This window comes from Paenibacillus sp. y28, assembly GCF_037137075.1.
Taxonomy (GTDB): domain Bacteria; phylum Bacillota; class Bacilli; order Paenibacillales; family NBRC-103111; genus JBBBNV01.
In genome coordinates this window covers 23258-36574 of sequence record NZ_JBBBNV010000014.1, presented here as the reverse complement: position 1 = coordinate 36574, position 13317 = coordinate 23258, and the positions used below count along the sequence as shown (strand labels likewise).

General features: G+C 54.9%; 11 protein-coding genes. 10 read left to right on the top strand and 1 reads right to left on the bottom strand.

Annotated features, from left to right (window positions below; genetic code table 11):
• Nucleotides 1-17: 17 nt before the first annotated feature.
• The 7 genes from WBG83_RS12865 (at nucleotide 18) to WBG83_RS12835 (ending at nucleotide 8649) form a co-directional block, all read left to right on the top strand.
• Nucleotides 18-1115: a DNA alkylation repair protein gene (locus WBG83_RS12865; RefSeq protein WP_442955836.1), complete on the top strand. Its 1098-nt coding sequence runs from the start codon at nucleotides 18-20 to the stop codon at nucleotides 1113-1115.
• A gap of 59 nt (nucleotides 1116-1174) precedes the next feature.
• A complete protein-coding gene (locus WBG83_RS12860) occupies nucleotides 1175-1657 on the top strand; it encodes a glutathione peroxidase (protein ID WP_336745472.1) in 483 nt (160 codons plus the stop codon).
• Between the two features lie 246 nt (nucleotides 1658-1903).
• Nucleotides 1904-4285, top strand: a complete 2382-nt coding sequence (locus tag WBG83_RS12855; protein ID WP_336745471.1) for an S-layer homology domain-containing protein — start codon at nucleotides 1904-1906, stop codon at nucleotides 4283-4285.
• A 91-nt stretch (nucleotides 4286-4376) separates the two neighbouring features.
• Nucleotides 4377-4886, top strand: coding sequence for a ferritin (locus WBG83_RS12850; protein WP_336745549.1), 510 nt, complete (start codon nucleotides 4377-4379; stop codon nucleotides 4884-4886).
• A 197-nt stretch (nucleotides 4887-5083) separates the two neighbouring features.
• On the top strand, nucleotides 5084-5989 hold the full coding sequence (locus tag WBG83_RS12845; RefSeq protein ID WP_336745470.1) for an AEC family transporter: 906 nt from the start codon (nucleotides 5084-5086) through the stop codon (nucleotides 5987-5989).
• 202 nt (nucleotides 5990-6191) lie between these two features.
• Nucleotides 6192-7598 carry a molybdopterin-dependent oxidoreductase gene (locus WBG83_RS12840; RefSeq protein ID WP_336745469.1) on the top strand — a complete coding sequence of 469 codons (1407 nt, stop codon included), beginning with the start codon at nucleotides 6192-6194 and terminating at the stop codon, nucleotides 7596-7598.
• Between the two features lie 16 nt (nucleotides 7599-7614).
• Nucleotides 7615-8649 (top strand): lipoate--protein ligase family protein, encoded by a 1035-nt coding sequence (locus WBG83_RS12835; protein WP_336745468.1) that lies wholly within the window; start codon nucleotides 7615-7617, stop codon nucleotides 8647-8649.
• A 142-nt stretch (nucleotides 8650-8791) separates the two neighbouring features.
• Here the strand turns inward: WBG83_RS12835 and WBG83_RS12830 are convergent, their stop codons facing one another.
• The gene (locus WBG83_RS12830) at nucleotides 8792-9529 is read right to left on the bottom strand and encodes an alpha/beta hydrolase (protein WP_336745467.1); all 738 of its coding nucleotides are present in this window, start codon (nucleotides 9527-9529) and stop codon (nucleotides 8792-8794) included.
• Between the two features lie 384 nt (nucleotides 9530-9913).
• Between WBG83_RS12830 and pdhA the strand changes: the two genes are divergently transcribed.
• Genes pdhA through WBG83_RS12815 form a run of 3 tightly spaced genes read left to right on the top strand, consistent with a single transcriptional unit; the run spans nucleotide 9914 to nucleotide 13315 of the window.
• Nucleotides 9914-10999 carry a pyruvate dehydrogenase (acetyl-transferring) E1 component subunit alpha gene (gene pdhA, locus WBG83_RS12825; RefSeq protein ID WP_336745548.1) on the top strand — a complete coding sequence of 362 codons (1086 nt, stop codon included), beginning with the start codon at nucleotides 9914-9916 and terminating at the stop codon, nucleotides 10997-10999.
• A gap of 3 nt (nucleotides 11000-11002) precedes the next feature.
• On the top strand, nucleotides 11003-11983 hold the full coding sequence (locus WBG83_RS12820; RefSeq protein WP_336745465.1) for an alpha-ketoacid dehydrogenase subunit beta: 981 nt from the start codon (nucleotides 11003-11005) through the stop codon (nucleotides 11981-11983).
• Nucleotides 11984-12001: 18 nt separating this feature from the next.
• Nucleotides 12002-13315 carry a dihydrolipoamide acetyltransferase family protein gene (locus WBG83_RS12815; protein WP_336745464.1) on the top strand — a complete coding sequence of 438 codons (1314 nt, stop codon included), beginning with the start codon at nucleotides 12002-12004 and terminating at the stop codon, nucleotides 13313-13315.
• Nucleotides 13316-13317: the final 2 nt, after the last annotated feature.

The following is a 13317-nucleotide window of genomic DNA, read 5'->3' as shown; positions in this document are numbered from 1 at the left end:
GACGTCCACGAGAGCAGGTGTCCGGATTGGCTGAGCCGTTAAAAAAAATGATGAACGAAGCGCTGGTTGAATTTATTGCAAATGGCTGCAGGCGGGAATATGCCGCTTTTCCTGTGCAGCCGTTTGTTCGTGCTGTGTTTGATGCGCAGTGGGAGGGCCGGGAGCTGAAGGAGCGCATCCGCCATATCGCGGTTTGCTTACGCGGCTGCTTGCCGCCCGATTACCGGGAGGCGCTGGCTGTTCTGCTGGCGGCCTTCGGCGCGATCAAGGAAACGAGTCTGGAATATGTCGTGTTTCCCGAGTTTGTAGAGCTGTACGGGCTGGAGGATTGGGAAGCGTCTCTGCCCGCGTTAGAGACCTTTACCCGCAGCTCCACGGCGGAGTTCGCGGTACGGCCTTTCTTTGTGCAGGATCAGGATCGGATGATGGCGCAGATGTCGAGGTGGGCGGAGCATGATAGCGAGCATGTCCGACGTTTGGCCAGCGAGGGCTGCCGGCCGCGTCTGCCTTGGGCAATGGGACTGCCTTCTTTGAAGCGGAACCCGCAGCCGATTGTTCCTGTTCTGGAACGGCTGAAGGAGGACCCGTCCGAGTATGTGAGGCGCAGCGTGGCCAACAATTTAAACGATATTTCCAAAGATCACCCTGACCTGGTGTTGGAGCTGGCCCGTGCCTGGCATGGGCGGCATCCGCTGACGGACAAGCTCCTGAAGCATGGCTGCCGCACCCTTCTGAAGCAGGCGCACCCGGAGGTGCTGACGCTGTTCGGCTTCGGCGCCGAGGGCGGCTGGGAAGTGCGGAATTGGGACATCTCTGCCAAGGAGCTGGAGCTTGGAGGAACGCTTGGCTTTTCGTTTCAGCTGACGAACCGTACGGAGGAGCCGCTGAAGCTGCGGCTGGAGTACGCGGTCGAATTCGCCCGGTTAAGCGGCAAGACGTCAAGGAAGCAGTTTCGTATCTCCGAAACGATCTGCGCTCCCGGCAGGTCGCTGCATGTAAGCCGGAAGCATGCTTTTGCCGACCTGTCGACTCGGAAGCATTATCCCGGAGCGCACCGGATTACGCTATTGGTCAACGGGCAGCCGGCTGCGGAGGAACGTTTTTCATTACGGTGACGGACAAGGTATAATAGAAGAGAAAGCGCAAGTTACTCACGCATATAGGAGGTATAGACATGTCGGTTTATTCATTCCAAGCGGCAACGATTGACGGTGCCGAGAAGTCGCTGGCGGATTACAAGGGACAGGTGCTGCTTATCGTGAATACGGCCAGCGCTTGCGGTCTCACTCCGCATTATAAGGGGCTGGAGGAGCTGTACCAGAAATACCGCAGCGAAGGATTAACAGTGCTGGGCTTTCCATGCAACCAATTCGGCGCGCAGGAGCCGGGCACAGAGGAAGACATTAAGCAGTTTTGCGAGCTGAATTACAGCGTTTCTTTCCCCATGTTTGCTAAGATCGATGTAAAAGGCGAGAATGCGCATCCGCTTTATACGTACCTGGTGGAGCATGTTCCTGCCCCCTACCGGACGGGAGATATAGAGTGGAACTTTGTGAAGTTCCTCGTTGACCGGGAAGGCCAGGTCGTGAAGCAGTTTGGCGCCCGCACCGAGCCGTCTGCGCTTGAAGCGGATATTCAAGCGCTGCTGAACAAATAAAGTGCCGCTTACGGCCCTTGCTGAAACTTGCTGACGTTGTTCAGCTTACTGTAGGCCGCTTGGCTTGCGGAGGAATGAAAGGAAGAAGCGTACGCTTTCCTGATGGGAGGTACGCTTTTTTTTATGCCCGGCCCCCACGAACAGGCATCATCACTCGAATCATTTAGATTGCTGCTAAAACCTGCAACATTTTCCATAAGGGCTCCGTCTAAAGGTCGTACCATCTAAATGAAGGAGGAACTTACGGTGAAAAGGTTTTTGAAACAGGTAGCAATTGGGGGAATTTCATCGGTGCTGCTGCTGTCCGCTTCGGCTCCGGCATGGGCGATGGAGACGGTAGATGCAACCAGGGCGATAGCCGCAACCAGTATAGCGGTGGATTCGGCCGTCGGGCAGACGGAAGCGCCGGCGGACGCCAAAATTTCCAAGGATCAGGCGGTCAGCCTGGCCAAGCAGCTGGTTAAAATCCCGGACGGCTACGAGCTGCGCAATATTAGCTACAACAAAGCCTATTACGAATTGTCCGGCGGACGCGGCGCATGGTCCATGTATTTTGAGAAAAAGGTAACCGAGCGTGCCATCAATACGATTTCCGTGAGCATTGATGCCGAGAATGGACGGCTGACCGGTTATTATTTCAGCGAGAACGATCCGGACAAGAAGCCGTCTTATCCGCCGAAGTATGATTTGTCTCAAGCCAAAACCGTAGCAGACAGCTTCATCGGGGATTTGAATTCAGGTGAAGCAGGCCAAATCCAGTATGACGATTCCTTTGAAAAAGCGTTTAGAACGCCGCTAAACGGCTACGTACAATACAGCTTCAACTATTACCGTGTCGTGAACGGCGCTGTATTCACTAGCAATGCCATCTCGGTTCAGGTAGACGGGGAAGGCCACGTCGTCGGCTACAATTTCCGCTGGGACGACAAGCTTGAGTTCGAAGCTGCAGACGGCGCCATCAGCAAGGAAGCGGCTGTAGCGGCATTCCGCGATCAGCTGAAGCCGCAGCTGAAATACCTGGTTCCTTATAATACCAAAACGAAGCAAATTGCTCTTTCGTACCAAATGAACACGCTTCAGCTGGATGCGAAGACAGGGAAATCGTGGAACTCCGCTCCGGTTGTGCAGGGAGGCGAGCCATTGGCTTCGCAGCCGCTTGCCGCCAAGCCTTCCGCTAACCAAAACCTGACCAAAGAGCAGGCACTGGAGCTCATTACAAAGAACTTCACGATCCCGGCTTCGAACAAGCTGCAGGATGCGTCCTACTATGAGAACACAGCTGCTGACGGTACCGTCGATGCAAGCTGGAATTTGAGCTGGAACAGCACGGATGAGGAGAATCCGTCCAGCGCGTACGCCGCGGTTAACAGTCACACCGGCGAGGTTCGCAGCTTTAGCCGCAATGAGCACAACATTTATTATTCGGCCAAAGACGCCGAGAAGCAGGCCAGCGAGTACAAGGTCAGCTATGATGAAGGGAAAAATACTGCCGTTGCTCTTGTGAAACAGCTGCTGCCTCATTATGCGCATGAGCTGGTGCTGCAGCCGCAAACCGATTTAGGCCAGCAGAAGCTTGCCTATGTTTCGGGATGGTCGTATATATTCAGCCGTCAAGTGAACGGGGTGGAAACGGAAAACGACCGTGTCACTGTCAATGTTGACCGGAAGACCGGAGAAGTGACAAGCTACTGGTCCAGCATTTCCGACTATGACTATCCTGCTTCCCTGCCGCAAACTATTGGGGATAGCAAGGCGCTGGATTTGCTGCTTGGCACCTACAATGTGGAGCAGCGTTATGTGCTTGAGAGCCAGCAATATTACGGCGGTATTCCGATTGAGAAATACCGGCTGATGGTTGCGTCCGGAGAAATTGCGCCGACCGAGGAGGCGCCGGCGGCCACGGCAACACCGAAGGCGAAGCTGGTTTACCAGCTGGTGCCGAAATATACGAGCAACGAGGGCTACTATCTGGACGCGGAGCATGGAACATGGCAAAGCCGTGAGACCGGTGCGCCAGTATCGCTTGAGAAAGTTGTCGTTACGGATATTGTCGGCCATGCCGCTCAAAACGAGCTTCAGCTTATGGTTGATTACAAGGCGCTGGACGTGAAGGACGGCAAGGTTAATCCGGAGCAGCAAATGACCCGCGGCGAAATGATCAAGATGCTTGTTATTTCCTTAAACGGCGGCGGGCCGATTTATCCGATGTTTGCAGCAGGGGCGGCTAAATCATCGTTTAGAGACGTGGCTACGGACAATGCGTATTTCTCTTATGTTGAGTTTGCGGCCCAAAATAATTTGATCGACCGGAACTCGGCGGTATTTAATCCGGAAGCTCTGATGACCCGCGAAGATATGGCGGAGCTGCTGGTGCGCGCGCTGGGTTACCATAAGCTGGCATCTGTAGATAAATTGTTCGCAATCAGCTTTAACGATGCGGATAAGCTGAAGCAAAAAGGCGACGCGGCCATTACCGTCGGACTGGGCTTGCTGAATGTGGACGCGGACGGAAACTTCGGTCCGGAGCAATCGATTACCCGTGCTCAGGCGGCGACCACCTTCTATCACTTCCTGCAAGTTCGCTCCGAGCTGCTGGAGAATTCCTTGACTAATTACTACAGATACTAAAATATGCCAAACAATTTTGTCGCAATATAGCATTTGACAGGTCCTTTCTGTTATAATTATAATCATTCTAAATTGAAAGGGGCTGTTCATGATGCTGAGCGACAATCTGCTTGCAGAACTTAACAAACAAATCAACCTAGAATTTTTCTCGGCCCAAATGTATCTGGCGATGGGAGCTTACTGCAAAGCGGAAAACCTGGATGGCTTTGCAAACTTCTTTATTGTTCAAGCCGAAGAAGAACGGTTCCATGCGATGAAAATTTTCAACTTTATTAATACAATGGGGAAACGCGCTACGATTACCGGCTTTGAATCGCCGCGCAATGAATTTAAATCGATTCTGGAAACGTTCGAAGCCGGTTATAACCACGAGCAGTTTGTAACCCGCCGCTTCTACGACTTGATGGATATTGCCATCGCTGAACGGGAGCACGCAACCATCGGCTTCCTGAAATGGTTTATTGACGAGCAGGTCGAAGAAGAAGACTTGTTTGACAGCCTGATTCAAAAATTGAAGCGTATCGACACGGACAGCAACGCCTTCTTCATGCTGGATAATGAGCTGTTGACCCGTGTCTTCACGCCCCCTGCGAACGAATAATTCGGAGTATTGACGCATCATACGGGAGCTGTCCTGAAAGCAGAGCTTGTGCTTTCAGGACGGCTTTTTTCTTTTTCCAGTAGGAGCTATGTCTTGGTGTTATAGGTATTAACTATTAAATTCATAGAATTTATATATTTCAGTAATGAGTGCGGGGCGAGTATGATGAGTATACGGTCAACCGGATGTGTGCTTGTATGATGATCCGGATAACGTTTATTGAACGGACGGAAGGAAGGATAGCTATGGGTTCTTATGTGTCTTTATTCGGGCAGGTCAGTGCGCCGATATTACTTGCCTGCCTGCTCGGATTTCTGTATCAGCATTATAAAAAGCCCGATGCCCGCACTATGGCAGATGTTAGCCTGTTCGTGCTGTCGCCCTGCCTTATCGTCTCGGCTCTGGCTGAAAGTGAGCTGCAGGGCTCGATATTTCTTGATATTCTGGTGTTTACACTTATTCAGACTGCTTTGTGCTGGGCCGCATCTGCGGGGATAGGGCGTTTGTTCCGGTTTGACCTGGCGTCGAGGCGAGCCATGGATTTAACAACCCTATTCGCCAACTCCAATAATTACGGTTTGCCGCTGCTGCTGCTGGCCTTTGGTACGACCGGGCTTGCTATCGGGGTGACCAACGTGGTGCTTCATATCGTGCTGGTCAACACGCTGGGCATGTATTTGGCTTCACGCACCGCTTTTCAGCCGAAGCAGGCGATCCGGCAAATTGCCAAAACGCCGCTTCTCTATGCTTCGATTGCCGGCGTGATCATTTTTGTGCTGCAGATACGGCTGCCTTCCGATCTGATGGAAGGGCTGAAGCTGGTTGGATCGGCCTATCCCGCTCTTGTGCTGCTAATCCTGGGGATGCAGCTTCGAAAAACAAATTGGCGCCATAGCTGGCGCAAAGAAATCTGGATTTCGCTCGGGCTGCGGATCGTGATCGTCCCGCTGCTGTCATGGATTACGATTCGGCTTATCGGGCTGCACGGCTTGACGGCTTCGGTGCTGTTTGTGCAATCCAGCATGCCGTCCGCCATTAACTCGGTTATGTTGATGGAAAAATACGGCGCGACCAAGATTTGGTGGCCGTCAACGTCGCGGTGACAACGGCTGCCAGCTTCCTATATTTGCCGCTGCTGATTGATTGGTCAGGCGGGTTGTAATTCGGCTTCCACCCTGTTTGAGCCGGATGGATGACATTTCTGGCCTCCGGTCGCTGTGAGGTGCGTCTCTTCATCGGATTTTAAGCTTCTTATGGTAAAATAAGCGTATTTACCGGAAGCCTGGAACGAATGGAGGGGGACGAATGAACCGGGTTGGTGCTTGGCTTAAAGAGCCGCTTGGCAAAGCGTTAAAACGTCTGCACGCCTGGAACGGATGGCTTGTGCTGCTGCTTGCCTGTACGGGCCTGCTGCTGTATTGGCCGTGGCTGCGGGGCGATTTGGCCGGGTTGAATGTGCGGGTTGGGCTTAAGCAGCTGCATGTTATTTTGGGGCTGCTCTCTGCCGTCGTGTTGGTCTTGTACCTGCCGCGGGTGCGCAAGCACCTCAAGCAGCTGCGCGGACCGGCCAAGAGGGGGCAGCGCTGGAATCTGGGCCTTGTGCTTACGCTGCTTGCGGGCTGGATCGGGTCCGGCGCCGTGCTTTGGCTGCAGCGGGACATGCCTCAGGAGCTAAGCAATGCGATGCTCATTGTCCATGATTTGCTGACATGGCTCGGTGTTCCGTGGCTGCTGTATCATTCGCTGTCACGCAGCCGCTGGCTGCGCCGTGAGGCCGGCGGCGTCCATGCCCGGCAGTCTGGCCGTCAAGGGCCGGCGCAGCAGCCCGCAGGCGGAGCGGCAAGCGGTGGACCTCCCGGCCTGCTCTCAGCGGCAGACCGGGAGGCCGGGCCGGGTGAAGCGGGCCAGAGCCCTTCGGACAGCCCCACGGCAAGCGAGCGGCCTGCTGAACGGCTTCCTGCCGGCAGCGGTCCATTCTACACCCGGCGCCGTTTTTTGCGGGGAGCTATTGGAGCCGGTCTGCTGCTGGCGGTCGGTCCATATTTTTACCGGTGGGTCAAGCAGCTTGGAGATACCGGCGGCGAGCTGCTGGAGCAGTATGCCGCCAGCGACCAAAACCGGATGCTTCCGTCCCCCCAACCGCTGCCCGATTCACTTCCTCCGGTTGGGGGCGGAATCGACGGCCGGTTCAGGGTGTATACCGTGACGGAAATGCCAGTCTTTCATTCTGACGATTGGGAATTCCAGGTCGACGGGCTTGTGGAGCAGCGGCTCCGGCTGACGTGGGGGCAGTTGCTGGCGCTGCCCCGCGTTGTTCAGGTGAGCGATTTCTATTGTGTGACCGGCTGGACTGTGTTTCAATGTACATGGGAAGGCATCCCGTTGTCGACGCTGCTGGCAGCAGCCGGTGTGAAGCGGTCGGCAGGGTATGTCAAATTTTATTCCGGTGACGGCGTGTATACGGATGCGCTTAGCTTGGATCAGGCGCAGCTGGACGATGTGCTGGTAGCTGTGCTGCTGGACGGGAGGCCGCTTCCGCAGCAGCTGGGCGGACCGGTCCGGCTTATTGTACCGCGAATGTACGCTTACAAATCGGTGAAATGGCTTCAGCGCATAGAGCTAATCGACACGCCTCACAACGGCTACTGGCAGGTACGCGGCTATGATGTGGACGCGTGGGTGCCGGGCAAAAAGCCGACGGAATGGCAGTGAAAGGAATGGAACCGACATGAACCAAGGCAGCAGGATTCGTTCGGCGTTGCCTCAAGCATTTCATATTATCGACAACAGCGCAGCCATGTGGACCGGAGATGTGCTGCAGCCATTCGCACAGGAAGAACTGTGGTGCAGACAGGTTGGTCAAGGCATGACCCCGATTGTGCACCTGTGGCGTCATGAGAAGGCGCTGGTGGTCGGTCTTCGGGATCGGCGCCTGCCGCAGGCGGAAGCGGCGATGGCCGCGCTGCGTGAGGAAGGCTGGGCGGTGGCGGTGCGCAATTCAGGCGGCGCGGCGGTTCCGCTGGATTCCGGCGTGCTGAATGTTTCGCTCATTTTGCCGAATCCGGCGGGCCGGATGGAGCACCATCAGGATTTCGCGCTTATGGCGGCACTGCTAGGGGAAGTGCTGGCTCCCTATACCGGTGCGGTGAAGGCTGGGGAAATCGCGGGCTCTTACTGCCCGGGAGACTATGACCTTAGCATCGGGGGCCGCAAGTTTTGCGGGATTGCCCAGCGCCGTCAAATTCGCGCCTTCGTGGTCCAGGCTTTTATCGTGACCGAAGGCAGCGGGGAGCAGCGCGGGCGTACTGCCCGGCGCTTCTACGATCAGGCCGCGCAGGCCTGTAGCAGCGGAGAAGATGCACGGGAGGGCGGTCCGCAATCCCGGACGGCTGCAGCTTCCGGGACGGGCGCAGGATCAGGATCAGGCTCTCAAGTCCAGCCGCTGCTTGCCAGCGGTGCCGAGAAGCAGGACGGCAGTCACCCGCAAGCGGGCGGCACTGTGCGGGCTGCGACTCCCGAGAAGGAAGCTGCCTTGCACAAGGAGGCTCATTATCCGCGTGTGAGCCCACAGCAAATGGCAAGCTTGACAGAGCTGGGTGTACCGCTTACCGCGGCGGACCTGTCCAGACGGATTGTTAGCTTTCTGGAGCAGCTTGGAGGGAAATCACAGCCGGAGAGACAGAATGGCGGCAGCCAGGAGCTGCCGGCTGCTGAAGTGCAGGAGATGGTCAGGCAGCTTCATCAGCGCTATGATCGGAGATAAGGCCTGCGCCAGCAAGAAAGCGGCGTAAGCCTGAATCGTCCCATGGTCTATGTATTGAAAAGCAAAACCAGTCGAGCGCAGAGCCCGACTGGTTTTTGTTTTTCTCCAGGGATTCATCCCTTGCGGCTGCTGCATCCTCCGGTTAGATTTCCCAAAATTTCTTCAGCGCCTCAGGCAGCGCGGCCTGCCACAGCCCCCAGACGTGCTTGCCCGGCTTCTCTTCATACACAAGCTGCGTGCCGCGCGCTTCAAGCAGCACCTTCATTTCCCGGTTGAGGGACAAGAAGTCAAACCTCCCGCGGTCTGTTTTGACCTCGTCTTCATCCAGGCCGATCAGCTGATACAGCTTGAGCCAGGACAAATCTGTTTCCCGGGCTACCCGGGCAGAGGAGGAGGGCAGGAACGCGCCGGACAGCGCAATGACCTGATTGAACAGCTCCGGATAATCCAGCGCCAGATGAAGGGAGACGGTGCCGCCCAGCGAATCTCCGGCCAGCAGCCGTTCATCCCTTGACGGCCGCGCGGCAAAGCGCTGCTCCACCCACGGAATCAGCTCCTCCGCGAAGAAGCCGCAGTACGCCTGAAAGCGGCTGCCGTCGGGAGCATACTCTTCCGTGCGGACCTTTTTGTCCACATCCACCCCGACGATAAGGAAGGGAGACATATTTTCATCTAATATCAGCCTTGTAGCGGTCGTCGCCGCCCGTCCGAAGTTGAAGAAATCCTCGCCATCCTGGCAGTATAACACCGGATAGGACAGCAGCTCATTATAGCCCGGCGGCAAAAAAACACGCAGGTTCCGGGATTCGCCCAGAAAATCTGACACCACACATTCTTTCAGCACGGTTCGTTGATAATATTGGGCGTCGCCTGTTGTCATCGCTTCGTCACTCCCGCAGCAAAATCGTTGTCCTGAAACCCGATAATCCGGCTGTTTGAATGGAATCGGTTTCAAGCCCCGGACGGCATTCCTTTGTCGAAAGAGGGAAAACCGCCTATATCATGGTTTACAGGATGATTTTCTATTTATTTGAACAAAATAATACTAACATGAATATGGATTTTTTGTGAACTGTACTATATAATAAAGTCATCCTGTTATATACTCATGTTTATTGAAAGTCCATATGGAGCAAGCGAAGAGCGTTTTGGATGTTATGATACAGAGGTTTAGATATACTATAACAGATGCACTTGCTGTCCCATGTGGAAGAGCACTACATTCATTCACGAGGTGAAGATAATGACCAACGAGGTGAAAGAAATGAGCAAGCCGCTGTACGAGGTTCGTGTTGAAAAAGTGGAGCCATTGACGATTCTCGCTCTCGACGGCACAGTCGTCAATGAGAAAGAAATGCCGGCCATTTCCGATGAGAAGCTGAAAGAGCTCATGTACAAAATGGTATTTACCCGCGCATGGGACCAACGTGCCGTGAGTCTCGGCCGTCAAGGACGCCTGGGCTTCTACGCTCCGGTATCCGGACAAGAAGCAACGATGATCGGAAGTCAGTCCGCACTGGATAAGGAAGACTGGATTTTGCCGGGCTACCGTGATATTCCGCAAATTTTTTGGCATGGTTATCCGATGTACCAAGGCTTTCTTTACTCGCGTGGTCACCAGCATGGCGGTCAAATTCCTGAGGGCGTAAACGTATTGATGCCGCAAATCATCATCGGCGCGCAATATGTGCAGGCAACAGGCGTAGCCATGGGTCTAAAAAAACGCGGCAAGAAAAATGTCGCAATCACCTACACCGGAGACGGCGGCTCTTCCCAAGGGGACTTCTACGAAGCGATGAACTTTGCCGGAGCATTCAAGCTTCCGAATATTTTCGTTGTTCAAAATAACCGTTATGCCATTTCCACACCAGTCGAGCTGCAAACTGCCGCAGAGACCATTGCACAAAAAGGGATTGCAGCCGGTATCCGCTGCGTGCAAGTGGACGGCAATGATATTCTGGCTGTTTACAAAGCTGTATCCGATGCTGCTGAGCGCGGCCGTAACGGAGAAGGCGCAACACTCATCGAGGCTTTGACCTACCGCTTCAACCCGCATTCCATGTCCGGCGACGATCCGACCCGTTACCGTACGAAGGATGAGGAAGCACAGTGGCTGGAAAAAGATCCGCTGACCCGTTTCCGCAATTATCTCGTGAAGAAGAAGCTTTGGAGTGAGGCAGAGGAAGAGAAAGTGGTTGAAGAAGCGAAGCAGCACGTTGCTGACGCGATTAAAAAAGCGGACACGTATCAGAAGATGACGATTCCGGAGCTGATCGACAGCATGTTTGAGGTTACGCCTCATCATTTGGAAGAGCAAAAACAAGCGTACCTGAACCAGGAGGGGAAATAAACGATGGCACAGTGGACCATGGCTCAAGCGCTGACCGACGCAATGCGTCTGGAGCTCAAGCGTGACGAGAACGTTCTTATTTTTGGTGAAGACGTAGGTAACAACGGCGGGGTATTCCGGATTACCGAAGGACTGCAAAAGGAATTCGGCGTTGACCGCGTATTCGATACACCGCTGGCGGAGTCCGGTATCGGCGGTTTGGCAATTGGTCTTGGCCTGACAGGCTACCGTCCGATTGCAGAGATTCAATTCGTCGGCTTCATCTTTGAAGCACTTGATTCCATCGCCATTCAAGCGCCTCGTATGCGCTGGCGTTCCGGCGGGCGCTACAACAGCCCGATTACGTTCCGCACCCCGTTCGGCGGCGGCGTAAAAGCGCCCGAGCTTCACTCTGACCCGCTGGAGGGCCTGATGTGCCAAACTCCGGGGATCAAGGTTGTCGTTCCGTCCAATCCATACGATGCAAAGGGCCTGCTGTTGTCCTCCATTCGTGATAATGACCCTGTGTTCTTCATGGAACACCTGAATTTATACCGTGCATTCCGTCAAGAAGTACCGGAAGGCGACTATACGATTCCGCTGGGCAAAGCCAACGTCGTCCGCGAAGGTAAAGATGTCACGATTATTACTTACGGCGCTATGGTTCATGCGTCCCTGAAAGCTGCCGAAGAGCTTGAGAAAGCACGCGGCGTACAGGTTGAAGTGATTGACCTGCGTACCATCAGCCCGATTGATATCAACACCGTTGTCGCTTCGGTTGAGAAAACAAACCGTGCAATTGTCGTACAAGAAGCGCAAAAATCCGCAGGCGTTGCCGCGGAAGTCATCGCTCAAATCAACGAGCACGCGATTCTTAGCCTGGAAGCGCCGGTGCTGCGCGTAACCGGACCGGATACCGTCGTTGCATTCCCGCTCATCGAGCATGAGTGGATTCCGAACACGACCAAAATCGTTGCCGCACTGAACAAAGTGCTGGACTTTTAATCGAGGAGCGTGAACAGCGTGGGCAAATTCGTATTCGGACTCCCCGAGCTTGGCGAGGGCATGCACGAAGGGGAAGTCGTCAAATGGCATATTAAACCGGGTGATGTGGTCAAGGAAGACCAAATCATCATGGAGGTTCAAAATGATAAAGCCGTCGTGGAGATTCCATCTCCGGTCAACGGCAAAGTATTGGAGCTTGCTGTAGCGGAAGGAACCGTATGTCACGTGGACCAGCCGCTCGTCAGCTTCGAAGTGGAAGGCGACATGCCGGAGCAGGCTTCGCATGGCCATGCGGAAGCACCGGCCGCAGCGCCGGCCGCTCCTGCGCAAGCTGCGCCTGCAGCGGCGCAAGCGGCCCCGGCGGCACAGCCTGCCGCTGAAGCGGCAGGCGCAAGCGCGTCGACTGCAGCAGCAGACCGCAAGGTGCTTGCTACGCCAAGCGTGCGCAAGCTGGCCCGCGACAAAGGCGTTGCCATCTCGCTCGTGTCTGGAACCGGCCGTCATGGTCAGGTTACCCGTGATGACGTGCTGGCATTCCTGGCTGGCGGCGGACAAGCAGCGGCTCCGGCTGAAGCGGCAGCACCGGCTGCAACTGCAGCTCCTGCAGCGAAGGCCGTCGTTTCCGGCGACCGCGTAGAAGAGCGCGTGCCGTTCAAAGGCATCCGCAAAGCGATTGCCAATGCGATGGTTAAATCGGTCTACACTGCACCGCACGTGACCTTGATGGACGAAGTGGACGTTACTGACCTCATCAAGCTGCGCGAGAAGTCCAAGCCGATGATGGACAAAAAGGGCATCAAGCTGACCTACCTGCCGTTCATCGTAAAAGCGCTGATCGCAGCGGTTCGTCAATACCCGATTCTCAACGCAATGCTGGATGAAGCAAACAACGAAATCGTGTACAAAAAGTACTACAATATCGGTATCGCTGCCGACACAGATAACGGCCTCATCGTGCCGGTTGTGTTCGACGCAGACCGCAAGAGCATCTGGAGCATCGCTTCGGAAATTAAAGACCTGGCTACCCGCGGCCGCGACGGCAAGCTGGCGCCTAACGAGCTGAAGGGCAGCACGATTTCCATTACCAACATCGGTTCCGCCGGCGGTATGTTCTTCACTCCGGTCATCAACTTCCCGGAAGTTGCGATTCTCGGAACTGGCCGCATCACACAAAAGCCGGTTGTCAAAAACGGCGAAATCGTAATTGGCAACGTAATGAGCCTGTCTCTCAGCTTCGATCACCGTCTCATCGACGGAGCAACAGCACAAAACGCCCTGAACTACATCAAAGAACTGCTGGCTGACCCGCAGCTTCTCGTCATGGAGGTGTAACA